This window comes from Pseudomonas sp. CH61, assembly GCF_059429415.1.
In genome coordinates, this window is sequence record NZ_CM182098.1 from 6,353,330 (window position 1) to 6,377,781 (window position 24,452).

The window sequence follows — 24,452 nt, forward strand, 5'->3', positions numbered from 1 at the left end:
AGTATTTTCACTGTGGTCAGCCTTGTGGCGGCCACCTGGACGGGATGATGACTGCTCTGCGCCCCCTTATTTTCCTGCTCGCCGGCGTTCTTGGCCTGGCGGGTTGCAGCGTTCACCAGCCGGTGTCGCTGTATCAACTGGACAGCGGAAGTCCGGTTCAGCCTGCGCAAAGCGCTGGCATGGCGGTTTTGTTGGGCCCGGTAGTCGTAGCCGATTACCTGCAACGTGAGACATTGCTGCAACGTCAACCGGACGGCAGTCTGCAAGCGGCGACCGACGGTCGTTGGGCTGGCAGCCTTTCGTCGGATATTGATCAGTTGCTGATGCGTCAGGTGGCGGGTCACCTGGACAGCCAACGTGTGGTGCTGGCACCGGCCACCGGTGGGTTCACCCCGGATGTGCAGGTATTGCTGACTATCACGCGTCTGGATTCCGGTGAGAAACAACCGGCGATTCTTGATGCGCAGTGGCGCTTGATTGATCGCCGTGGTCAGGTGCGTGATAACCGCATCGTGCATCTGCAAGAGCTGCACGCCGGCAGCACGGCTTCGCAGGTGCAGGCGCAGGGCATTTTGCTGCAGCGTCTGGCCGAGCAATTGTCGGTAGCGCTGAAGCCTTTGGCCAATCAGCCGCCGGTGGCTGAGGCACCACGTAAATCGGCACCGAAACCGGCCGCGCCGGCAGCGGAAGCCGAGAAGCAGCCGAAAATACCGATGGCATCGCCGATTCGTACCGATATGGAAGTGTTCCGCTTCTAAGCTGGAACGAGTCAGAACAGAGCCCGCCTTGTGCGGGCTTTGTTGTGTCTGGGGTTTGGCAGGCAAGATCAAAAGCCCCTCACCCCAGCCCTCTCCCAGAGGGAGAGGGAGCCGACCGTGGTGTCTGGCGCTATACATCGACCTGAAAGAGCTTGGCGATTATGGATTCGGTAGAGCAGGGACTAACCGAGGTGTCTGGCGCTATACATCGACCTGAAAGAGCTTGGCGATTATGGATTCGGTAGAGCAGGGATTGACCGAGGGGTCTGGCGCTATACATCGACCTGAAAGAGATTGGCGATTATGGATTCGGTAGAGCAGGGACTGACGGAGGGGGCTGGCGCTATACATCGACCTGAAAGAGATTGGCGATTATGGATTCGGTAGAGCAGGGACTGACCGAGGGGGCTGGCGCTATACATCGACCTGAAAGAGATTGGCGATTATGGATTCGGTAGAGCAGGAGCGACCGAGGTGTCTGCGTCATGCGTCGACCTGAAAGAGCTTGGCGATTCTGGATTCACAGCAGGGCGCTCAAGTCGGTGTAGCTCTCCAATATCCCCCAATCAGTCCCCTCTCCCTCGGGGAGTGAGGGCTAGGGTGAGGGGCTTTTCAGTCATCCACAAAAAAGCCCGCAGACAATCACTCATCTGCGGGCTTCTGTGTTTCTGACTTAAGGCCTACGCCCGACGCTCATGCATCCGCGCCAGCTGCCGTTCGAGCATCGACGGATAAGGCTCCATCAACCGCTCCACGCAGCAAGCACCCTCAGGGCTGGCAATCGGGCGGATCCGCGCACGCTGGCGGATCAGCGCATCGTCACTGATCTTGCGCTCAACCAGCAGCAGGTTGCGGCTGTGCTGCGACAGGGCCAGTGCGTCCTGTGCCGAATCGGTCAGCAACAGATCGATCTGACTCAGACCGAACAACTCATCGCCCAAAGTCAGGCCCAATTGTAGTTGCAGGGTGATGCCACTGTCTGCGACTTCAATCTGCAACTGATGACCCAAGGCCCGCAGCAACTCGCCGCAGCAAATCGCGTTGGTCAGGTAATCGTCACCGCTGTCCTCGGTGTGGAACAGCATCAGCGTGCTGCCGTCGTTCAGGGTTTCGATTTCGCCCTGATACAACGAAGCGGCCTGATCGAGGCAGTCGCGATAGCGTTCCTGCAATTCTTCCAGGCGTGCCCGTGGCAAGCGGCGCAGTTGCTCCTGAGAGCCCAGTTGCACGGCCAGTACGGCGGTGTGCTGCGGCACGCTTGGCGACGGTTGGCGGATAACGGGTTGCGGCGCGCCATCGAGCGACTCGTCGCGCAGGTCGGCGAATGCGTCATCGTCATCATCGTCTTCGACGGTGCTGACCAGATGTCGCGGCGCCGGCTTCTGCGCGGCCATCGGACGGGTTTCGTCGAAACTCGGATCACGCAAGTTGCGCACCTCGAACTCCGGCTCGTCTTCTTCGTCCTCGAATTCCGGCTCCGGTTCAGGTGCAGGCTCCGGCGCGTAGTTGGCGTGCAGCTGACGCGCCAGATCGCCGATTTCATCCTGACGATCGATGCCCGGTGTGTGTTCGTCGATGCGGCGCAACCAGACGCGCAATTGCAGCAGCGGCGTCGACAGATAGCGGCCCATGCGCAGGCTCAGGGCCAGCGACAGCGCCAACAGGATTCCGCTGAGAATGCCCATGCTTTGCAGGCTGATGGTCATCGGCTGCTGGAACTGATCCATGTCCAGGCTGATGCGCAGTTGCCCGGCGGTCACGTCCTGGAAGGTGATCTTGCTCTCGTACATGCCTTCGGCTTCGCCCAGCAGGCTGTGCTTGGGCCGCTGACCGGACTCGGCGAGGATGCGGTTATCCACGCTGTAGATCGCCGCGTGGGCCACCAGTTTGTTCTTGGTCAGGTTGTTGAGCAGCACATTGAGGCTGAGGATGTCATTGGACACCAACAGCTCGGTGGCAGAGGTCGCGGTCTGCGTGGTCAGGCTTTCGCCCAGCGCATCGGCCTGCTGGTGCATGGCCTGCTTGAATTGCAAACCCATCACGCCGGCATAGATCACCAGGGCCAGAGCGACCAGGATCACGTTATGGCTGGCAATGCGCAATGCAATCGGTACACGGCGGTGGCGCAGTGCACGGAAGATCAGCAGGAAGAAGTTATCGGTTTTAACTGGCGTGGGCCGGTTCACTGAGCTCGGCTCTTTTGTCCGTGAAGTTGACGCGCAGTATAGCGACAGGCCCTAGACCGGCAAAGCGCTCGCGGTGCCCGATGGTCACTGAAAGTGGGTAGAATGCGGTTTTTTTCCAGTTGCGGGGGTGCGCGTTGCGCGAAATCGTCCTGATTAACATCACGGGAGTCGACCGTCCGGGTCTGACGGCAGCCATTACCGGTGTTCTGGCACAGGGTGGTGTGAACATTCTCGACATCGGTCAGGCGGTGATCCACGACACGCTGTCGTTCGGCATCCTGGTTGAAATTCCCGATTCGGAGCAGGGTAAATCCGTGCTCAAGGACATCCTGTTCAAGGGCTACGAGCTCGACCAGCAGGTGCGCTTCACGCCGGTGTCCGAAGAGGATTACCAGCAGTGGGTGGGCAATCAGGGCAAGAAGCGCCACATCGTCACCCTGCTGACCCGCAAAGTGACCGCGGGCCAATTGCAGGCGGTCAGTTCGATCACCGCCAAATATGGCCTGAACATCGACCATATCGACCGTCTGTCGGGTCGCATGCCGCTGGACACGCCGGCCGACAAAGGCAAGGGCTGCATCGAGTTTTCCGTGCGTGGCGAGGCGGCCGATCCGCAGGCGCTGCGCGCCGAATTCCTCAGCGTTGCCCAAGAGCTGAACGTCGACATCGCCTTCCAGGAAGATTCGCTGTTCCGTCGCAACCGTCGTCTGGCGGTGTTCGACATGGATTCGACCTTGATCGAAGCCGAGGTCATCGACGAACTGGCCAAGGCTGCCGGGGTCGGCGAACAGGTATCTGAAATCACCGAGCGCGCCATGGCCGGTGAGCTGGATTTCCGCGCCAGTTTCAAAGAGCGTCTGGCCTTGCTCAAAGGCCTCGACGTCAGCGTACTCGACTCGATCGGCGCTTCACTGCGTCTGACCGAAGGCGCGGAAACGCTGTTCGCCGAGCTCAAGCGTCTGGGCTACAAGACCGCGATTCTCTCGGGCGGCTTCACCTATTTCGCCAAGCAATTGCAGGCCAAACTCGGCATCGACTATGTGTTCGCCAACGAACTGGAAGTGGTCGACGGCAAGTGCACCGGCGTGGCGATCGAGCCAATTGTCGATGCACAGCGCAAGGCTGATCTGTTGAAAGAGCTGGCGCACAAGGAAGGTTTGCGTCTGGAGCAGACCATCGCGGTCGGCGACGGCGCGAATGACCTGCCAATGCTGGCGATTGCCGGGTTGGGCGTGGCATTCCGTGCCAAGCCACTGGTCAAGCAGTCGGCGAAGCAAGCGATTTCGACGTTGGGTCTGGATGGCGTGCTGTATCTGCTGGGTTTCCGTGATCGTGATGGACAGCTCTGAGATCTCTATCGCCTGACTTGGCCTCTACGCGAGCAGGCTCGCTCCCACAGTTGAAATGCGTCCCAATGTGGGAGCGAGCCTGCTCGCGAAGGTAGCGCCGCCGATCCATCGGCGGGCACTCAAAGCGATTTCCACAACGAATCAAAATCCTCCTCGCTCCCGCCATTCTGCGCGGCCTCCAGCGAGCGGTAGGCAAACTGATTGAAACTGTGCGTACTCGCCACCCGGCGATCCAGCCCGGCGCGGTGCTCCTCGCCCAGGGTGTTGATCATCACCTTGTTGCCTTCCTGAAACGGCAATCGCGGCGCCAGCAAGGTTGCCGGCACATCGATCGCACTGATCTCCGGTAACAATAATCCGCGCAAATACTGACTGTGATCGTCCCGCGAACGCACCAGTTGCAAACCGCAGGGCTGCGCGTGTGGCGCCACCAGTTCAATGCCCATTTGTGTGCCACCACCGCGCACCTGGCGGATCCAGCGAATCACCGCGATGCTCCAGCCCAGACCGACACTGTCCTGAATGCCGAGCATTTCTCCGGCCTGTAACTCGGCGGGCACTTCATTTGGCCACGCCAGACAGTAACCGCCGGGGCTGTGATTGATCACTGGCAACGCGTAAGTCGGATAGTGCGGCGCGGCGTCGGTGCTGCTTTCGTCTTCGACGAGGTGGTCGTACTGGATTTCTTCGTAGGGCAAAAACTGCTCATTGTTTTGCGGTGCCGCATCGAAGGCCTGGCTCCAGCTGTCCTTTTCACCTTTGGCCACGGCGTTGCTGAAATTCGCTGCGCGGGCGCCTGGATGTTTGAGCATGTCGCTGAAACTGCGCTCGCCGCCGAGGTAGAAGTGCAGGGCGCTCATGCCCACGCACACGGTCAGATTGCCTTGGCCGACCGTGCGTTGAAAACTGCGTTCGGCAGCCTGACCCCAGGCTGCATGCAAGTGCTGCAGGGTATCGAAGCTCAGCCCGGCCGCGACGGGCAGCGGCGTTGACGTGTCCTGATGCAGCAAATGCGCTTCGATGGCATTCACCAGTGGCTGTGGATCGAAGCCAAGTAATCCACGCTGTTGCTCGCTGCGAAACATGTTGCGGTAGCGGGGGCCGGCATCCAGTTCTGAGCTGATTGCCAACAGGCCAGCGTCCGGGCTTGCGGGGTGCAGTCTGAGCAATGCACTCCACGGCTCCAGCACTTCAGCCAGGCGGGCGATCTGGTTCTGCCGCAACTGATTGCAACGGGCGCTGCCCAGCAAGAGTGCGGCGATGTAAGTCTGTTCCAGGCTCAGCTCTGTTGTCAGGCTGGCCAGATCGTCGTGCACGCGGCGGTGTTGCAGTTGTAATTCAGCGGCGCTGCGATACAGCTGATGCAGTTCGAACCACAGGTGTTCCGGCGGCGAGCTGTATAACTGCGTGGCGCGCAGCAATTGGCCTTTGAACGCATGGGCTGCCCGTTGCAGGGCCATGCTGACCAATGCTGCGCGATCGTTGCGGTACTTCGGCGCGATCCGCAGCACGATCTGTTTGTAGCCGATCGCCAAATGACTTTGCAGGGCCTGACAGAGATTGCTGATCTTGCGCGAACGCTCGTCGAGCATGATCGCCTGATGCAGGAAATGTCGCTCCAGATGCTGGCAGACGAAATACACCTCGGGGCGTATCAGCTCCAGCAGGTTGAGGCGGTTATCGCTGGGCGTGAGCAACAGATTGAGTTCGCCCAAGGCTTGATAAAGCAGGCGGGCGGTTTCGCCGATGTTGGCCTTGGGCAGGTCGGCAATCCAGCGCTTGAGGTCACGCGGAGTCGCTTCGCAAAACGACAGGCGCGTTTGCGACGGAGTTGGCGCGCTCAGGAAGGCTTGGGGGCGAGACTCACTCATGCCGTAAATGGCTCCGGCGGCGAAATGGGCAATGCCCAAAACTCTAGCAGCTGTGGCTTGTTTCGCCGGATGGCGTCAGGTTTTTTGACCGCTGGTCTGCTGGCCGGATGCCATTTCACAAGCCCTACTAGTCTCTCAGGCGTGCGATCGGAAACGCACGGTTGCACGGCCTGCCGTCAACCTCGGGCAGGTCTCCCGAAACTTCAAGGAGATGAGGTTCATGTCTAAATATGCAGTGGCAAATCAATGGGGTGGCAGTTCGGCGCCGTGGCATCCGGGTGGGACCTGGGTGTTGGGTGGGCGGGACAACCAGAATGTCGTCGCAATCGAGATCAATTCGCGCGATGACGGTAAAACGTTCACCGGCACCATGACCTACGCCGGGGAAGGTCCCATTGGCTTCAAAGCGCAACGCACCGGTCAGAACCAGTACAACGTCGAGAATCAGTGGGGTGGCAATGATGCCCCATGGCATCCGGGCGGCAAGTGGGTGATTGGCGGCCGGGACAATCAGAACGTTATCGCGTTGAGCGTCACGTCCAGTGACGGAGGGAAAAACCTCAGTGGCACCAATACCTATGTCAACGAAGGCCCGATCGGCTTCCGTGGGCAGATAGAGTAACGGCACCACCGAGTCGTATCCGCCCTTTCGCAGACGTGCGAACGGGCGGATCAGTGGCTCACAGCATTCAGGTGTTTGGCAGCGCCAGGCCTTGGCCCATCTGCACTGGCGAACCGGCGACCAGTTCTTCAGCCCATTTCACCTGATCCGGCCCGAACAGCACGATCGCCGTCGAACCCAGCTTGAAGCGACCCAGTTCAGCACCTTTCTCCAAGTGGATCGGCGCACGGGCGGCTTCGTCGTAGCGGAAGGTTTTCAGTTCGCGCTTTGGCGGGGTGACCAGACCGGCCCATACGGTTTCGATCGAAGCGACGATCATCGCGCCTACCAGTACAACGGCCATCGGCCCGCGCTCGGTGTCGAAGATGCACGCCACGCGCTCGTTGCGGGCGAACAGTTCCGGGACGTTTTCTGCGGTGGTCTGGTTGACCGAGAAGATCCGGCCCGGGATGTAGACCATTTCGCGCAGGGTGCCGGCCAGCGGCATGTGCACGCGGTGGTAGTCCTTCGGCGACAGGTAGATGGTGGCGAAGTCGCCGCCCATGAACGGCGCTGCGTTGGCCGCATCTCCGCCGAGCAGTTCCAGCACGCTGAAGCTGTGGCCCTTGGCCTGGAACACGCGACCGTGCTCGATCGGGCCGAGCTGGCTGACCGCACCGTCGGCCGGGCTGAGGATCGCGCCCGGAGTTTCGTCCAGTGGACGCGCGCCGTCTTTCAGGGCACGGGTGAAGAAGGCGTTGAAGTGCTCGTAAGCGGTCAGGTCTTCGACCAGCGCTTGCGACATGTCCACCTGGTAGCGCTTGGCGAACCATTGGGTGAAGGCATTCTTGAACCAGCGCACGCGGCACTCGGCAATGCAGCCGGCCAGACGCGACAGCAGGTGATGAGGCAGCAGGTACTGACTGAGGATAAACAGACGCTCTTTCATTAGTTGTCCTTAAAAACCTTGAATCTCGACAGGCGTGTCAGGGTGGTTGCCCCATTCGCCCCAGGAACCGGCGTAGCCCTTGACCCGCGGATAACCGAGGGACTTGGCCACCAGATAAGTGAAGCCCGACCGGTGATGGGTCTGGCAGTGGGTAATGATTTCTTTGTCCTTGGTGATCCCGAGGTCGTCGAGGATCTGCGGCATGTCTGTGCGAATACGCAGTTGACGGGCCTTGTCCATGCCGGCGGTCCATTCGAAATTGACCGCGCCGGGGATGTGCCCGGCCTTGGCGGCCAGGACTTTCTCGCCGGAGTACTCCAGCGGACCACGCGCATCCCAGATCGCCAGATCGGCAGCACCGAGACGGCTTTGCAAGTATTCGCGGGTGGCAGTCGGCTCGTCGTGCAAAGTCAGCGCAATCGGGCCGCCAGCCGCTGGTGGTACCTGGATCGACATCGGCATGCCATCTGCCAGCCACGCCGGCAGACCACCGTCTATATAGTGGTACTTGTCGTGACCGATGACGTCGAGCAGCCAGATGAAACGTCCGGCCCAGCCGCCGCCTTCGTCGTCATAGACCACGTAGACCGCGTCTTTGCGATGGCCCAGTTCACCGAACAACGCCTCCAGATCAGCTTTCGCCGGCAGCAGGCCCGGCGCCGGCGGCTGGCCGAGCTGGGTGCGTTTCGGGTCGACAAAGCGTGCGCCGGGCAGATGACCTTCGGTGTAGCGGGCAGCGCTGGTCAGATCCACCAGAATCAGTTCAGGGGAATCGAGGCGCGGGAGCAGGTCGCTCGGCTCGATGACGAGCGGCAAGCCAGAGAAGTCAGACATGTGAGGTCTCCAGGGCACAAAGGGGAGGATTGTAGCGCAGCCTCATCGGCCACGGCTGCTAAAGCTGTGCAGGGCTTTCTCGATGCACTGCGCGGTTTTGCCAAAGGCTTGCACGGTGATGTCGGCGAACGGCCCGCCGCCCTGATCGGCAACCACAATCATGATCACCCGGCCGTTATTCACCAGTGAACGCAGGAACAGATGCTCGCCGCGAAACAGCGTGCGCAGGCTCGGTGGCAGCAGGGCAGAGAATTGTGCGTTGTTGTCCGGGGTAATCCGCACTTGCGCTTGTTGTGCCAACAGCCGTTGCAGCACGCTGCTCTGGCTGACGACAAAATTCAGCGCCGCCGCTTCTTTCGGCAGCCCGGCGGTTTGATTCACGCGCAGATTCGACTGCGTGCGGTCGGCCATCAGGATCATCACCCGGCGCATGCCGCTGGCGACCAGCGCATCGCGAGCGGCGACGGTCAGGCTCATCGCATTGGTGAAGCGGCTCGGTTCGGCGAGCAGTTCGGCGCATTGGCGGCGCCATTGGCCAAGGTCTTCAGCGCTCGGCGCAGCGGCCGGCAACATACCCGCCGGCAAACGGTGCGTGCCCCATGGCCACAGTAGCGAAACCGCCGGGTGCCACAGATCGGGCATTGCATGCTGGCGTGCACTGTTGGCAGCCTGCTGGTGCAGTTGTTGCTGCACTTCGTCCATCGGGATTTGCAGGTAAAGGCTGGTCAGGTACTGCCAGCGTTCGCTGTGTGGACTGTCCCAGGCTTGTTGTGCCGACAGCGCCAGACCGTTGGCCAGCAGCACGGTGTTGGCTGGCTGATTGAGCCAGCGGCGCAGGGTCGGATCATCGTCGAGGCGGTTTTGCTGGCGCAACGGATGCTCGCTGTCACGGGCGATGCGCAGGACTTTCACCAGTTCGCGCTGTTCACTGAGCAGCAATTTATAACCCTGCTGCACCCAGATCGGCAGATGCCAGGCCTGCACCAGCGCTTCTGCGATTTTCAGCAGGCGTACACCAAACAATTGTTTTTCGACTACGCGGGCTGACTCACCCTTGTGGATAACCCGCAGCTCCCATTCTTCGAGCAATTGCGGATACGTCAGCGCCAATGGCCACAGCGGCGACAGAAACAGCAGGCTGCCCCAATGAATGTCCTGCCACAGCCGTGCCAGGCGACTGGCGAAAAAACCGTTGGCCTGTTGTGTCGCGTGCTGGCTGATCATCTGCAACTGGCGCAGGGCCTTGGGGATTTGCATCTGCGGCTCGGCGGGCAACCGCGCCAGCAGTTCTTCTGTGCGCGCAAGGCCGAGGCGATTGATCGCCACTTCAAGATTTTCCGCCGGTGCGGCCATTGTGCCGTGGGTGTGACGATTCGCCTCACGGATAATGCTCAAGGCCAATGCCGGGCTGTCCTGCATCAGGTCGGCGATGTCACGCAACGAGCTGCGGTTATCACGAATCGCCCGACAAACCTTGTCGTGAGACTCTTGCGGCACGGGCAGTCGCACGCCATCGAGCAACTTTACCCAGCCGTCGAGGGTGGTCGGTTTTGCGTGTGGGACGTTCGTTTCATTAGCCATGTCTGGAGGTGATCTTCACTGACTGTAGACGCGCCCGGCATGGGCTAAATTGGCTTTTCGCCTGAACTGGCTATAGTCTGGCGCAGTTTTGCCGATAAGTAGAAGAAGAGATTTTTTAACTTCCGAATATGACCTTGAACCCGACTTAAATAAGTACTTTCTACCTATGGCTAAAATTATCGGCATCATCGTCGTATTCGCGAGCGTGCTCGGCGGATACGTGCTCTCCCACGGCAAGATTGCCGCCCTGATCCAGCCTTTCGAGGTGATGATCATCGGTGGTGCTGCACTCGGTGCATTCCTGCAGGCCAACCCCGGCTACATGACGATGCACGTGCTCAAGAAATCCCTGAGCATGTTCAGTTCGCGCTTCAGCCACACGTTCTATCTGGAAGTGCTCGGGCTGATCTACGAGATCCTCAACAAGAGCCGCCGCGAAGGCATGATGGCTATCGAAGGCGACATCGAAGATGCTGCCGCGAGCCCGATCTTCGCCAAGTACCCGGCCGTGCTCAAAGACGAACGCATGACCGCGTTCATCTGCGATTACCTGCGCATCATGTCGTCCGGCAACATGGCCCCGCACGAGCTGGAAGGCTTGTTCGACATGGAGCTGTACAGCCTTAAAGAAGACCTCGAGCATCCATCCCACGCGGTGAACGGCATCGCCGACGCCATGCCGGGCTTCGGTATCGTCGCGGCGGTACTCGGTATCGTGGTGACCATGGCTTCCCTGGGTGAGGGCGATCAGAAATCCATCGGTCTGCACGTCGGTGCGGCACTGGTCGGTACCTTCTTCGGTATTCTCGCGGCGTACGGTTTCTTCGGCCCGCTGGCGCATTCGCTGGCCCACGATGCCAAGGAAGAGCTGAACGTCTACGAAGCCATCAAGGCCTCGCTGGTCGCTTCGGCTTCCGGCATGCCACCGTCGCTGGCGGTCGAGTTCGGTCGCAAGGTGCTGTACCCGGCCCACCGTCCAAGCTTTGCCGAGCTGGAACAAGCTGTTCGCGGTCGCTAAGTCATGGAAAATAATCAGCCGATTATCATCAAGCGCGTCAAGCGCATAGCCGGCGGGCATCACGGCGGGGCGTGGAAAATCGCCTTCGCCGACTTCGCCACGGCGATGATGGCGTTCTTCCTGGTGTTGTGGCTGCTGTCCACCGCCACGCCGGAGCAGAAGATCGCCATCGCCGGTTACTTCAAAGACCCGGTCGGCTTTTCCGAAAGCGGTACGCCGTACATCATTGACCTGGGCGGTACGCCGACTCTGGCGCCGGAAAACACCCTCAACCCGGAAGTGAAGTCGCAACCGCAGCCTGACAAGGTCACGGTCGACACCGAGCAGGTTGAAGGCATGGCCGAGCAGGTCGAGAAGGAGCGTCTGGAACTGCTCCTGCAAGAACTGCAGAACAAGGTCGACGAGAACCCGCAACTGCAGAAGTTCAAGGACCAGATCCTCTTCGAGATCACCCCGAACGGCCTGCGCATCCAGATCATGGACGCCGAGAACCGGCCGATGTTCGACTCGGGTTCTGCACGCCTGAAACCGTACTTCGAAGACATCCTGCTGGCCATGGCCGACACCATCAAAGCGGTGCCGAACAAGATCAGCATCAGCGGCCACACCGACGCCAAGCCGTACACCGGCACCGGTGATTTCGGTAACTGGGAATTGTCGGCCAACCGTGCCAACGCTGCGCGTCGTGCCTTGATCGCCGGTAGCTATCCGGATGCGCAAGTGGCGCGGGTCGTCGGTTATGCCTCGTCGGCGCTGTTCGACAAGGAAAACCCGTTCAACCCGGTCAACCGCCGGATCGACATTGTGGTGCTGACCAAGAAAGCCCAGGCGGCCATTGAAGGTGCGCAAGGTGCGGATCCGGCGAAACCGGCGGATCAAGGTCAGAACGGCGCCGCTCCGGCAGCGCCGGTTGACCCGAATGCACTGCCGGCGGATCAGCAACCGGTGCCTGCGCACGAGCTGCGCGAACGCTTGAACCTGTTCGACGACGCTGCGCCGAAACCGCCTGAGCCGGGGAGTGCGGCGCCCGCGCCTGCTGCCCCTCCAGCCACTGTGCCGGCCCCCACGCCGAAACAGTGACCGACAAAAAGCCACGGTTACCGTGGCTTTTTTGTATCTGCCTGCGTCGCAATGACCAGTCGCAGTTTTCGCAATCACGGAAGATCAGTTAATGGAAAGACTCAAAGCCTATTTTCAACGGCATGGCAACGCACCCTTCAAATTTGGCGAGGGGCGGGTCAGTGGCTATATTTCCGCCACCCTCGGGCTGTTGAGCCTGCTGGCGGTGTTCTGCTTTCTGTTTCCCGAATGGCTGACCACGGCCGAACTGCGCAAAGTCTATGACGAGCAGTTCGCGCGCACCACGCTGTTGCTCGGTCTGGTGCTGTCGTTCAGCCTCGGCACCCTGAATATCCTGCTCAACAAGCGCAAACGCTTGGGGATTACCGGTCTGGTTGCATCGGGGCTGGCGGTGTTCCTTGGGGGCACTAACGTACAAGTCAGTTCGATCGGACAGACGCCTTATTCGCTGGGGTTGGACTGGTTTGTCCTGGCGCTGCTGGTGTCGGCCATCGTGTTCATTCCTCTGGAGAAGCTCTACTCCAAGGATCCCGAGCAAAACATCCTGCGCCCGCACTGGCGCACCGACCTGACCTATTTCTTCGTCAGCCACATGCTGGTGCAGTTCATCCTGATCTTCATCACCGCCTCGTCGAGTTACATCGCCGGTTGGGCGATGTCGCCGAGCGTGCAGACCAGCGTACAAAGCCTGCCGTTGCTGGTGCAGTTTCTGCTCGCGGTACTGGTCGCCGATCTCGGCCAGTATTGGCTGCACCGGCTCTATCACGTGGTGCCATTTCTGTGGCGCCTCCACGCGGTGCATCACTCCAGCACGCACATGGACTGGCTCGCCGGCTCCCGCGTGCATTTCATCGAAATCCTGCTGACCCGCACCGGTGTGCTGGTGCCGTTGATGCTGCTGGGCTTCGCCCCGCAAGCGTTGAATGCCTACGTGATTCTGGTCGGTGTTCAGGCGGTGCTGGCGCACGCCAACGTGCGGATTAACGGCGGCTGGCTGAATTACCTGATCGTGCTGCCGCGCTACCACCATTGGCACCACGCCCGACACAAGGATTACATCTACAAGAACTACGCGATCCACACGCCGCTGGTGGACATGCTGTTCGGCACCTTCAAATTGCCGCCGAAGGAGTGGCCAGTGCGTTACGGCGTGTTCGGCAAGGAATTGCCGGGCGGGATTGTGCGTCAGCATTTGTATGCGTTTCAGAAACCTGAGCCGAAGATGGCTACGCCAAAACCGCCCGCCAGCGCTTGAGGCAAAAAAAGCCGCGAGATGATCGCGGCTTTTTTGTGTCTGTTGAACTGCAGATCTTCGTGAAGGAAGTTTCTTTCCAGTTTTGAAGAATTACCCTACATCAATCAGTTTTTTACCTTGTTAGCGTGCCCGCCAGTTCTCGCGAGCACAGACCAAGGACGGTTTGAACGCCGCGCTTTTTTCCTCTTTGCTTAAGGATAAGCGTATGTTCCGGTCGGCCAACGCGGCGCATTTTGCGTTGCAGATTCCTGCTATCCGTCACGACTTCAAGGTGCTGGCCTTCAGCGGCACCGAAGCGATTAGCACCCTCTACGGTATCCATGTCGAACTGGTCAGCGAGCACCCGGATTTCGATCTGGAGAGTTTGCTCAGCCAACCAGCGTTTCTGCAATTTGGCCACAACGGTGAAGGCATTCATGGGCGTATCGAAGACGTCCTGGTCGGTGAGGCCGGCAAGCGCCTGACCCGCTATCACCTGACACTGGTGCCGGCGTTGTATTACTTGCAGTTCAGCCACGATCAGCGGATTTTCCAGCAGCGCACGGTGCCGCAGATCATCGCGCAGGTGCTCAAGAAGCATGGCATTCAAGGTGATGCATTCACCTTTCACGTTACTGCGAACCCGCCTCGTGATTACTGCACTCAGTACGCGGAATCAGATTTTGAATTCATCCAGAGGTTATGCGCCGAGGACGGCATCGCCTGGCATCACCAGCACTCGGTGGACGGGCACCTTTTGGTGTTCACCGATGATCAAGTGTTCCTGCCCACACTCGGTGCCACGCCCTATCAACAAGACTCCGGCATGGTCGCCGAGCACTCGGTGGTCAGCCGCTTCAGTGTGCGAACCAGCACCCGCACCAGCACCGTCACCCGCCGCGACTATGACCTCAAACGTCCGAGTCTACTGCTCGAAAGTAGATTCACCGCCGAGTTCACCCCGGTGCTGGAGGACTACCGATACCCGCTACTGATCGAGAACGAAAGGCGCGGCAAGCAGTTGGCCCGACAGGCGCTGGAACGCCATCGTAGCGACTACGAATTGGGCGAAGGTCATAGCAATCAAGCGAACCTGCGTAGCGGGCACCTATTCGAACTGACCGAACACCCGCGTAAAAACTGCAATGACTTATGGCTCTTGCTCGCCGTGTCCCACGACGGCCGGCAGCCCCAAGTGCTGGAAGAGTCAGTCACCAGCGACGTCAACGCCGCCGACGGTTTCACCCAAGGCTATCGCAACACCTTCAGCGTGATTCCCGCCGAGGTGGTGTTTCGCCCACCGTTGCCAGCACCACGTCGGCCGCTGGTCTGTCAGACCGCCCGCGTCACCGGGCCGGCCCATGAGGAAACGGATTGCGATGAGTTCGGCCGCATTAAGTGCGAGTTCAATTGGGACCGCGCCGAACACAACAGTGAACGTAGCAGTTGCTGGATTCGGGTGTCGTCGAGTTGGGCCGGCGAAGGCTTCGGTTCAGTGACGATTCCGCGCATCGGCATGGAAGTCGTGGTGACCTTTCTCGAAGGTGATCCGGACAAGCCATTGATCACCGGTTGCGTGCCCAACAAGGTCAAGTCCCCGCCCTACGCCTTGCCCGAGCACAAGACCAGAACCGTGCTGCGCAGCCAAAGCTCGCCGCATACCGGCGGCTACAACGAACTGATGATCGAGGACCGTGCCGGCCAGGAAAAAATCTACCTTCGCGCCGAGCGTGATTTCGAACAACTGATCCTCAATGACAGCCACAGCCTGATCCGTCATGACCGCATCGAACAGGTCGACAACCACAGCACCAGCCTGATCAAGGCTGATGAGCGGCACACCACTGAGGGTATGCGTAACACCGTCATCGGCACCGACGACGTGCTCAGCATCAGTGGCAACAGCAGCACCACGGCGGACGGCACGCTGGTGGTTCAGGCTGGCCTGCATGCGCGCGTTACGGCCAGCCAAGTGGTGATTGATGCCGGCACGAGCCTGACGCTGACTGCTGGCGGCCATCACATCGTCATCAATTCGGGCGGGATCTTCAGCAGTGTCGTCATCGTCGAGGGTGGCGCGCCAGTGGCCGGTGTGCCGGCGCAGACGGCGTTGTCGGCAGCAGCCGAGGATATTGTCGTTGAAGCGATCCCGATGGAGGCACTGCTCAAACAAGCCATCGTCTTTCGTGAGGCGGATACCGGCATTTGTCCGGTATGCGATGCCGCCGAGAGGGCTGAAGCATGAAGTCAGATAGCCCGAACAAAGGATTGCTTCTGATCGACGGTTCTCAATATAAGGACGGCGCTGGTTGGCTTCACGAGCACTACGGTCCCGACCATCCGCAGTCGCTGTTCAACCGCACCGCTTACGAGCCAATCAGCGCTTGCGGGCCGTTTTTGCTTAACGCCTCAATCGGCAGTGCGACCCATGCCGCGTGGTGGAGCGGCGCGGATCTGCAACACGGCGTATGGCTGGCAACGTCTAAAACCACCCAGCAATTGCTGTCGATTCTGCAGCGCCGCTTACGGATCGTTGATGAGCAACAACAAGAATTCTGGTTGCGTCTGGCTGACGGCCCGGCGTTGACCCGTGCTTGGCTGGCAGAAGCGCAATGGCCGAAAGGTTTCTGGTTTGGCGTCGACAGTGTCTGGCTGAGACACGGAAACGGGCCTGTCTGCGCTTGGGAAAACCAGCATCCGGAATACGATTCGGCGCCACAGTCCAACGGGCTAACGGCGCAAATAGCCCTGTCTGAGTCACTGCTGCTGGCGCTCAGTCTGCCGGCCAATCCGGAGACAAACCCATGAGCGTCCGCAACAAAAATCGCTTTGGCACTTGTCCGCTGTTTGCCGCTGTTCTGCCATTACGTTACGCCGTCGGCCCGACGGCCTCTGTCGCCACCGATGCTCATGGTTTACCTGCGCTGAAGGGACAGTTTCCAGAGCTTGGGCCGCGCCATCCTGACCTCACTGAACACCCGCTCAACTACACCGCCCGTTTACTGCGTGACGGTTGGCTCTACGTCTGGGAAAGCAAGCCATCCAAATTGGTGGAATATCAGGTCGAAAAAGCATTGCTCACGCAAACCCCGCGTGCGGGCAAGGTGATCGATACCCGAGTCAAACCGCATCTGCTGCTGCGGGCCGGTGATCCTGCCGCATTGGTGTGGTCGCCCGTGCGCTGGAGCGAGCCGCAATATCTTTCAGCCAAAACCGATGCCGCCGTGCGTAAGCGCATCATGCGCAGTCTTGTCCCGGGCGTCGCACCGTTCAGCGGCTCGGTCGAAACCGTCGCCAAACAGATCGGCGAATATGTCGATGCAACACTTTACGGCTGGAGCGCTCAGCCTGAAACGGAGCACGCGCCTGACTGGTTGAAGGTGCAGCGGCAGATGAAGGCATGCGAGCAACAGACCTTCGCACTCATTGATGATCCGTGGGGCGTGCTGTTTGACCTCGCTGCGCTGATCCGTGTGCGCAAAACCGCGTTCGACAGCTATCAGGAGCATCATGCCGAAGAATGGGCGATAGCCGGAGTTCTCAAGTCCTTGAGCGAAAGCGACCCTCAGTTGCATGCGCAACTGCCGTCCATTACTCGCTACGACGAACTCCAGCGGACATGGAAGGATCAAGAGGCGCAGAACGAGCGATATACCGCCGACGTTCGGCGTCTGGCTCAACTCTGGGTGGCATGGTTCAACACCCTGCAAGCGACCGGCCCGTCGAGCATGGACACGGCTTGCGGCCACTTCGACATTGCCCAGGCGATTGCCCGAGAAGCCTTGGAGCTGCATTTCGCCGAAGCCTGCCTTGGGCCGGCCAATACCAGCATCGGCGCCGAGGCCATCACCTTCAACCTGGAAGGTGACAAGGCCGGCAAGCCATGGCTGCTCTGGGCGTTACTCGGGTTACCGTCGCGGCTGAGCATTGGCGAAATCAAATACATCGTGGACTTCGGCGACCTGACGCGCGACAACAAAGCGGTTGTTCAAGAGAGCGCCGACAAATTGGCCAGAGCCTTTGCCCATGCCGAAGGGCTGAACAAAGCCGCCGACAAGCTCAAGCAACACAATCCGGCGGCCAGTCTTGAAACATTGTTCTTGTCCCTCGCCCCCGTCGCCGCGCTGCAACTGCATCAGGCCGACAATGCCACGAGCAATGCCGGGCGCCTGTACATGGCGGCAGCATTGGCCCGCAGCGAGCAGCGCATTCAGACGTTGGCTGTTACGTCGCGTCATTTGGGTGAGTGGTACAGCGACTTGATGGGCACTCGGCAGACACCGCCCGCGCATTTGAATGTTGCTTCGCTTGCCAGCGGCGTGGCGGCGGGGATTCCTTTCATGCATCTGGTGCCGGCCAGCACCAAGCTGCCGCCGTTGCCGGTGAATCTGGCGGCTGGGGTTGAGTTGAGTGGTGTGTTTGATTTGAAGGGGGCGTTGAGTAAGGCGCCGGTGAAGGTTTTGGTGACGTTGGTGGCAGCGGGGAATTTTGTTTGGGCGGCGGGGCAGTTGGTTGAGAGCGGAACAACCAAAAAATGGGTGGGAGCATCTGGTGCGACGTTCGGAGTTGCTGCCGCAGGTGCGGCTGTTCTTCAGCGGGTAGCAGAGGTCGATTGGGCTTCAGCCGTTCGACAAAGCAGCAATACCTCAATTTCATCGCGTCTGCTTTTAACAAAAGCCTTAGGACGTGCAGCCGCTGCTTCAGGGTTGCAGATTGCTGTGCTAGCTGTAGACGTTGTGCTTTACGGAATAGAAGCCTTCGAGGCGTATCAAAAAGGCGATTTCGACACTATGAGGGCGAATTTGGCAATTATCAGTGCCGAGGTGTCTAGCATTGTTCTCTATGTAAAGCTTTTCCGAATTTACCGTGCCGCCCAAGCGGCCGTGTTGGCCGGCGAGATGTCAGCCATTGCAGCGGGGATGAATGTTGCACCGCATATCGCCATAAAAATACTTGGCTTTACTGTAGTAGTGGTCGCAGGTGTGGTGGCCCGACTCTACACAACAGACACGCCCTTGGAGCAGTGGGTAAAACACAGTCGTTTTGGCATCCGCCCGGACGAGACCTGGTCGAGCAGCTATGCCCAGTCCATGGACAAGTTGTATCCGATTCTCTTCCCCATCAGTTTTGAAGCTCAGCGGCTGTCGGAAATGAACCCATATCAAGGGCAAGTCACATCCACGTACCTGATGCTGAAACTGCCCGGGGAAAATGTATCGCTGACTGAAGGAATGATTCATTTCAAGGGCATCGAAGTCTGGGGCGATACCCTTGGCTACCATCCAGAGAAAACCAAAAAGGTCGAATGGACGGGTAACGACTTTGCTCTGCATATCGGCAGCCGCATTCCTGTATCACACGGCACTACTCCGTATCGCCGTGTGTACCATGAGGACGGCGTGCGGGATTTGATGCGCATCGAGGGTGAGTTGATCTATTCCCCACAAGAGGGACTGACGCTGCCCGCAGTCACCATCATGGAACGAGCATGGATATGAACAAGCCGGAACAAACTCGAAGCAGTACTTCATCCGCCGTGATCCTTGATGCAAGTATCGCCACGGGCGAGCAGCCAATGGAGCTGTTTATTACAGATGAGCACACTGAACATTACTTGGCGTTGCAATCAGGGGGGGATTCGGATCGGGGATTATGGACTGGAATATTAGGTGGAGTGGGTGGAGTCACCTGTATAGGCCTTGCCGTATTGCTGATGCTTAACGGGAAGTGGCAAGGAGTACCTACTGGTCTGATTATGTCGGCGGCATTTTTCCTGGTGCCCTTCCTTTGGGAAACACTCCGGCCGCTGCCTCTACCCATCCTGTTCAATCGCCGTACGCGGGAAGTCTATTTCGATCAAGATGGTGAACTGTTCCACACGCCTTGGGATGGAATTTTAGCTGTGGCGAATGAGTTCCAACTCGTCGGCACCCATATTGGTGGTATGCAAAGCGCTTCGCTGGAAATCCGGATGTGGAAATTTGAAGAACCGCAAATGGCCCTGATGGTCAGCCTTGGGTCACCCTTCGGTAAAAACCTGGAGATGCAAAAAGGCTTTTGGGAGTACATCCGCTCCTACATGAACAACGGCCCTTACTTTGATGAACACGGTAATCACAGTGAGTCTGATGCTTTTGTAAAAAGCCAACTCGCGGCTCGCTTCAAAATGAGCGACAGCTTCAAACAAACACTGGCAGACATCAGACAAGCTAGAAAAGACGCTGGGGGAAAGAATTATTTAAGCGGCAGCGACATGGCCAAACTGATCTTCGAGCCCATGCTCTATCCCACCGATCGGATTAAAGAATTTACCTACAGCGTTGCCAAACGTCGCTCCCGAAACCTGTGGTCAGCGCTGGTCACTGAACGCCTTAAGGACGACGGCCCCAAGACTCGGTTAGTGGATTTGGAGCAATCAAGCGCGAAGGGATGACCCCCCCCAATCAATAACTGGCGAACGAGGCAATTTCTCGGACTGCTGTAGGACGGCTCCGAGACGTATAAAGCGGGTTTTACTTCACCCATCGGCTCGCCTATAGTTCGCCCGTCACCGACGAATCGGTGATCGACTTTAGCCGGTCGTAACAGATGATGCACAAGCGCCCGTGTTGACGCGGCGCTTTTTGCTGCCTGGTATTTTGATGTCTATGGTGGCTGTGCGTGGGACACCCTCGGGTGTGCCGGATTCATCTGTCCGGTCGGCTAACCCGCGTACAGCTACCACCCAGTTTTCGTTTAGCCGCGGAAGGGAGGGAGCTTCACTTATCAGATGAGATAAAACCATGCCCGATTTTCATCCCCTTCAAGGCAATATCAGCACCACTCCCACGCTCTACATCGACACCGAAGCCAAGGCCTCGGCCCTTCTCGAAACCGCAAAGCATCGTTTGAACATCCTGCGCAACATGCTCAACAGCGTCAGTTGCCTGTGCGTCAAAGACGCCGAAGGCCATGATCTGGAACATTTCGCCAGTGTCGCGCATCTCCTGCTTCAGGACGGCTGTGACGCGCTGGATGCGTTGGGCTGGAAACTGGATAGAGTCGCGCCCGGACTTTGAAAGTAAAAAGCCGCGAGTTTCGCGGCTTTCCGATGGCAGGAGGTTTTCGATTATATTCGTGGCGTCACGAATATGATCAGATCTGATCAAAACCCCCGTCGAATCCGGTTTTTCAGTTGATCATGGAATATCTCGGCGTTGCGCTTATAGGTGCCGCTGAAAGATTCATTACTGGAGTCCAGCGTCATCGAACGCTTGCTCGACACCTCCTCACGATACGCATCGATAAAGAAATTCAGATCTTTATCCGTGCTCAACTTCGGCCACTTGTCCAGGTACAACGGCAATTCTGCGGGGCCGGTCTTGAACGAGCAGATTCGCCGATTGCTGATAGTCGCCTCACCAATTTCGAACGGCACCCACCACGACAACGCGGTTTTCTCCGAGACCACCGCCAGCAAGTGCGTGCACTCGGTGATGTTGCGGGTGATGACGCCGGTGATGTCATCGGTGGTTTGCGATTCAGGATCCAGCACGTCGAGGTAGGTTTTGATGTTGGCCTGAATCAGGCGGCTGTTGATGGCGATGGCGTGGGCGCGATCCATGTGGCGGTAGCTGATGAAGACGGGCATCAGAAGTGTCCTTTGAGGGCGAGTTCGCGGTAGTAGGCGCCGAGCGCGGTGAGGCGGCAGCCGGTGGAGTTGATGGCGGCGTAGTACATGTGTTCGGCGTCCACGGGCTCGATCAGGCTGTGGCGATTGCACATTTGCAGTTGCTTGAAGATGTCACCGTGCTCGGGATCGAACAGCGCTTCGGTGGGCTCGTAGCTGGGGTCGAGTCTGAAAACGAAGCTCGGTTCCGGGAACCAGTCCTTGAGTTTGCGCAGGGTTTCTTCGGCGATCAGCGGCGCGACTTCGCGTAGCGGCACAAACTGCGAGACATTGGTCTTGAATACCGGACGCTGTTCCCAGGCTCCCAGCGCATTGTCGACAAACGAATAGACGCTACCGGGGGTGACCTTGCCGAGCACGTTGGCAGCGCCACCATGCAGCGCTTGCAGCAACAGATCCGTGAATACACCGTGACCGCGGCTTTCCAGGGCGTACTGTTCTTTTTTGCAGGCGGTGAGAATGGTCACGCCTTCGCCGATCACACTGCTGCCACCGCGCAGGTTGCGCAAGGCGCCTGCTGCACCGGCCTGGCAGCAATCGAGAATGATGATTTTATTCTTGATGTGCGGGGCCTTGTCCGCCCATTCCAGAATGTCGCTGATACGGATACCGTCTCCGCCAGGCTGATAGTCCTGGGGAATCAGTAGTCCTTCGTCGATGCTGGTGTCGAACTGCCCATGACCGGCGAAGTACAGCAGTGCCACGTCACAGTCGCCTGAGAACAGGCTCTGGATCTGCTGTTTCATGTGTTTGAGCGTGAGTTGTTCTTCGGCCGACGTCAGCACTTTGCTGCTGAAGTTCGGGCGCCCGTTGGCGTGACGTTCCAGCACCGAAGCCATGGCCATTGCGTCGTTGTTACAACCGCTCAATGGCGAGACGTAGTCGTAGTGGTTGATGCCGATAAACAGTCCCTTGCGCATGGTTACACCGCCGTATGCAAGCGAATCGCGCTAACGATGCTGTTGGTGTTCCATGCGCATTCGGCGTTCGCGGCGTTGCGCACGACCGTGGAAATACGCTCGGCGCCGAATGGTTTGATCGCGATGATCACCTTGCCCATACGCTTGGCGATCTCGATTTCCTTGTTGATCCACTTGCTGTAAGTCGAGTACATGCCAGCCATGATCAGCACCGCCGAGCAAGGACGGATCTTGTTCTCGATGGCTTCTTCGAGCTGCCTGTCGGTCTGCGCGCCCATGATCGGGTTATGTGGCGGCACGGAAAAATTCTTGAAACTGAAATCCGGTTGCGCGCCGAGCAGACGGACCAGATTGTCGTGGGCGTGGGAGTAGTTCCACGAGTGGCTGATGAACAGGTGATAGGTCTGCATGGGGTTCCTCGAAGGTCGCGAAGGTGCGAAGGAGGACCCCAATCTAGGCATCTGGAGCTTGCCTACAAGGGTTGGGCGGTGAAAGAGAAATGTCCTGCAAGCAGGCGTGTGCGGGTCTGTCAGAAAAGTCTGACGTTTAGCGGAGTCGGGGGTTTGTCAGGCGCGGTCCGACATCCGGCAGCCCTCGGGCGAGGTGCTGCCGGTGCAGATGTTTAGTAGCCGTTTTCCGGCAGGCTAGCGATGATCGAGCGGTAGCTGTTCATGCGCTGCTGCTGCACGCGGCCATCTTCCAGGGCCTTGAGCAGTGCACAGCCCGGCTCACGGTCGTGCTTGCAGTCGCGGAAGCGGCAGGTGCCGAGCAGGTCATTGAACTCGATGAAACCGGCTTCAACGTCGGCGCGGCTGACGTGACCCAGGCCGAATTCACGGATACCCGGGGAGTCGATCAGTTCGCCGCCGCCGGGGAAGTGGAACAGGCGCGCGGTGGTCGTCGTGTGCGTGCCCTGGCCCGACAGCTCGGACAACGGCCCGACGCGGGTTTCAACCTCAGGCAGCAGGCTGTTGACCAGCGACGACTTACCGACGCCGGACTGGCCGACGAATACGCTGATGCGGCCGTCGAGCTGCTGTTGCAATTGTTCCATGCCGTTGCCGTGGTGCGCCGACACTTCCAGTACCGGATAGCCGAGGGTGCGATAAACCGCCAGCAGGGCATTGAGCGCCGGGGCGTTCTGCTCGTCGATCAGGTCGAACTTGTTCAGCAGCAGCAGCGGACGGATGCCGGCGTGTTCGGCAGCAACCAGATAACGGTCGATCAGGTTGGCGTGAGGCTCGGGCAGCGGTGCGAAGACGATGACGATCATGTCGACGTTGGCGGCTACCGGTTTGAGCTGGCCACGGCTGTCCGGGCGGCACAGTTCGGTGGTACGCGGTAGTTGCGCGACGATCACACCAATGCCCTGATTGCCAGCACGCCAGACGACGGTGTCGCCGGTTACCAGCGCGGGCAGGTTGGCGCGCAAGTGGCAGCGGAAGACCTGGCCGGCCTGATCACCGTCAACAGCTTCGACCTCGACCTGTACACCGAAGTGGGCGATCACCAGACCTGTTTGTTCCGGGCCCAGATCGCCGCCCTCAAGGGCTTCGACAGCCGAGGACTCGCGTTTGGCGGCGCGTGCGGCGCGCTCGCCCTGAATCTTTTCGATGCGCCAGTTTTGACGACGATTGAGTTGGCGTTTGGCCATGGGTGTTCCGTCTGAAGAATGCAGCGATTAGGTAAAACGGCCGCGAGTTTAGCACGCCCGGCCACCGGCCTAGGCTAAACTGCGCAGCATTGCTTAGGAGCCGAAATATGCCAACCCCGCAGAACCTGATCTGGATCGACCTGGAAATGACCGGTCTGGATCCGGAAAACGACGTCATCATCGAGATGGCCACCATCGTCACCGACAGCGATCTCAACACGCTGGCCGAAGGCCCGGTGATCGCCATTCACCACAGCGACGAAGTGCTCGCCCGCATGGACGAGTGGAACACTCGCACCCACGGCAACTCCGGCCTGACCCAGCGCGTGCGAGACAGCCGCATCAGCATGGCCGAGGCAGAAGCCGAAACCATCGCCTTCCTGGAAAAATGGGTACCGAAGGGCAAATCGCCGATCTGCGGCAACAGCATCTGCCAGGATCGCCGCTTCCTTTATACGCACATGAAGTCGCTGGAAAGCTATTTCCACTACCGCAACCTCGACGTCTCCACGCTCAAGGAACTGGCCGCGCGCTGGGCGCCGGACGTGCGCGACAGCTTCAAGAAGGGCAGCACGCACCTGGCGCTGGACGATATCCGCGAATCGATCGCCGAGTTGCAGCACTACCGCAAGCATTTCATCAAGTTTTGATGTGGTTTGTGCAGGAGCTGCCACAGGCGGCTCCTGCATTGGAACGTGTCGCTCGCACGCCGTCTTGCCAAAGCGAAATGGCTGGGTTGCGCTTACCC

21 protein-coding genes are annotated in these 24,452 nt (G+C 59.2%); 12 read left to right on the top strand and 9 right to left on the bottom strand.

The features are described 5' to 3' along the window. Positions 1-47: 47 nt before the first annotated feature. Entirely contained in the window at positions 48-758 is a 711-nt protein-coding gene (locus tag AC5SEM_RS28585) for a PqiC family protein (protein WP_495471781.1), read from the top strand. 680 nt (positions 759-1,438) lie between these two features. Here AC5SEM_RS28585 and AC5SEM_RS28590 read toward each other — a convergent pair. Then, a complete protein-coding gene (locus AC5SEM_RS28590) occupies positions 1,439-2,944 on the bottom strand; it encodes an AhpA/YtjB family protein (protein WP_038360314.1) in 1,506 nt (501 codons plus the stop codon). 134 nt (positions 2,945-3,078) lie between these two features. Between AC5SEM_RS28590 and serB the strand changes: the two genes are divergently transcribed. Further along, complete coding sequence (gene serB, locus AC5SEM_RS28595; protein WP_008079219.1) at positions 3,079-4,293, top strand: phosphoserine phosphatase SerB; 1,215 nt, start codon at positions 3,079-3,081, stop codon at positions 4,291-4,293. 119 nt (positions 4,294-4,412) lie between these two features. Here the strand turns inward: serB and AC5SEM_RS28600 are convergent, their stop codons facing one another. Continuing rightward, complete coding sequence (locus AC5SEM_RS28600) at positions 4,413-6,164, bottom strand: cyclic-di-GMP receptor FimW-related protein (protein WP_495471782.1); 1,752 nt, start codon at positions 6,162-6,164, stop codon at positions 4,413-4,415. Between the two features lie 220 nt (positions 6,165-6,384). Between AC5SEM_RS28600 and AC5SEM_RS28605 the strand changes: the two genes are divergently transcribed. Then, positions 6,385-6,786, top strand: a complete 402-nt coding sequence (locus AC5SEM_RS28605; protein ID WP_038360321.1) for a lectin OAA family protein — start codon at positions 6,385-6,387, stop codon at positions 6,784-6,786. A gap of 67 nt (positions 6,787-6,853) precedes the next feature. Here the strand turns inward: AC5SEM_RS28605 and asd are convergent, their stop codons facing one another. Genes asd through AC5SEM_RS28620 form a run of 3 tightly spaced genes read right to left on the bottom strand, consistent with a single transcriptional unit; the run spans position 6,854 to position 10,129 of the window. Then, the gene (asd, locus tag AC5SEM_RS28610; RefSeq protein ID WP_495471783.1) at positions 6,854-7,714 is read right to left on the bottom strand and encodes an archaetidylserine decarboxylase; all 861 of its coding nucleotides are present in this window, start codon (positions 7,712-7,714) and stop codon (positions 6,854-6,856) included. A gap of 9 nt (positions 7,715-7,723) precedes the next feature. Next, the gene (gene rhdA, locus AC5SEM_RS28615; RefSeq protein ID WP_495471784.1) at positions 7,724-8,548 is read right to left on the bottom strand and encodes a thiosulfate sulfurtransferase; all 825 of its coding nucleotides are present in this window, start codon (positions 8,546-8,548) and stop codon (positions 7,724-7,726) included. 42 nt (positions 8,549-8,590) lie between these two features. Next, positions 8,591-10,129 carry an HDOD domain-containing protein gene (locus AC5SEM_RS28620; RefSeq protein ID WP_495471785.1) on the bottom strand — a complete coding sequence of 513 codons (1,539 nt, stop codon included), beginning with the start codon at positions 10,127-10,129 and terminating at the stop codon, positions 8,591-8,593. A gap of 166 nt (positions 10,130-10,295) precedes the next feature. On the opposite strand from AC5SEM_RS28620, the gene motA reads away from it, so the two are divergent. The 8 genes from motA to AC5SEM_RS28660 all read left to right on the top strand — a co-directional run bounded on the left by motA (position 10,296) and on the right by AC5SEM_RS28660 (position 20,519). Next, complete coding sequence (motA, locus tag AC5SEM_RS28625) at positions 10,296-11,147, top strand: flagellar motor stator protein MotA (protein WP_007952169.1); 852 nt, start codon at positions 10,296-10,298, stop codon at positions 11,145-11,147. 3 nt (positions 11,148-11,150) lie between these two features. Continuing rightward, positions 11,151-12,227: a flagellar motor protein MotB gene (motB, locus tag AC5SEM_RS28630; RefSeq protein WP_495471786.1), complete on the top strand. Its 1,077-nt coding sequence runs from the start codon at positions 11,151-11,153 to the stop codon at positions 12,225-12,227. Between the two features lie 91 nt (positions 12,228-12,318). After that, positions 12,319-13,482, top strand: a complete 1,164-nt coding sequence (locus AC5SEM_RS28635) for a sterol desaturase family protein (protein WP_495471787.1) — start codon at positions 12,319-12,321, stop codon at positions 13,480-13,482. 205 nt (positions 13,483-13,687) lie between these two features. Further along, a complete protein-coding gene (gene tssI / locus AC5SEM_RS28640; RefSeq protein ID WP_495471788.1) occupies positions 13,688-15,706 on the top strand; it encodes a type VI secretion system tip protein TssI/VgrG in 2,019 nt (672 codons plus the stop codon). Further along, a complete protein-coding gene (locus AC5SEM_RS28645) occupies positions 15,703-16,269 on the top strand; it encodes a DUF4123 domain-containing protein (RefSeq protein ID WP_495471789.1) in 567 nt (188 codons plus the stop codon). The genes tssI and AC5SEM_RS28645 overlap by 4 nt, the downstream gene beginning before the upstream one ends. After that, complete coding sequence (locus AC5SEM_RS28650; RefSeq protein ID WP_495471790.1) at positions 16,266-18,959, top strand: toxin VasX; 2,694 nt, start codon at positions 16,266-16,268, stop codon at positions 18,957-18,959. Before AC5SEM_RS28645 ends, AC5SEM_RS28650 begins: the two co-directional genes overlap by 4 nt. Next, positions 18,950-19,894 carry a hypothetical protein gene (locus AC5SEM_RS28655; protein ID WP_495471791.1) on the top strand — a complete coding sequence of 315 codons (945 nt, stop codon included), beginning with the start codon at positions 18,950-18,952 and terminating at the stop codon, positions 19,892-19,894. Before AC5SEM_RS28650 ends, AC5SEM_RS28655 begins: the two co-directional genes overlap by 10 nt. Positions 19,895-20,243: 349 nt before the next feature. After that, entirely contained in the window at positions 20,244-20,519 is a 276-nt protein-coding gene (locus AC5SEM_RS28660; protein ID WP_495471792.1) for a hypothetical protein, read from the top strand. Between the two features lie 86 nt (positions 20,520-20,605). Here AC5SEM_RS28660 and AC5SEM_RS28665 read toward each other — a convergent pair whose 3' ends face one another. From AC5SEM_RS28665 to rsgA, 4 genes are all read right to left on the bottom strand, one after another. Continuing rightward, entirely contained in the window at positions 20,606-21,091 is a 486-nt protein-coding gene (locus tag AC5SEM_RS28665; protein ID WP_495471793.1) for a toll/interleukin-1 receptor domain-containing protein, read from the bottom strand. Then, positions 21,091-22,050 carry a caspase family protein gene (locus AC5SEM_RS28670; protein ID WP_495471794.1) on the bottom strand — a complete coding sequence of 320 codons (960 nt, stop codon included), beginning with the start codon at positions 22,048-22,050 and terminating at the stop codon, positions 21,091-21,093. Before AC5SEM_RS28670 ends, AC5SEM_RS28665 begins: the two co-directional genes overlap by 1 nt. 2 nt (positions 22,051-22,052) lie before the next feature. Beyond that, positions 22,053-22,460 (bottom strand): TIR domain-containing protein, encoded by a 408-nt coding sequence (locus tag AC5SEM_RS28675; RefSeq protein ID WP_116031963.1) that lies wholly within the window; start codon positions 22,458-22,460, stop codon positions 22,053-22,055. 212 nt (positions 22,461-22,672) lie between these two features. After that, entirely contained in the window at positions 22,673-23,704 is a 1,032-nt protein-coding gene (gene rsgA, locus AC5SEM_RS28680) for a small ribosomal subunit biogenesis GTPase RsgA (RefSeq protein WP_016985702.1), read from the bottom strand. A gap of 107 nt (positions 23,705-23,811) precedes the next feature. On the opposite strand from rsgA, the gene orn reads away from it, so the two are divergent. Beyond that, positions 23,812-24,354 (top strand): oligoribonuclease, encoded by a 543-nt coding sequence (gene orn / locus AC5SEM_RS28685; protein WP_495471795.1) that lies wholly within the window; start codon positions 23,812-23,814, stop codon positions 24,352-24,354. Positions 24,355-24,452: the final 98 nt, after the last annotated feature.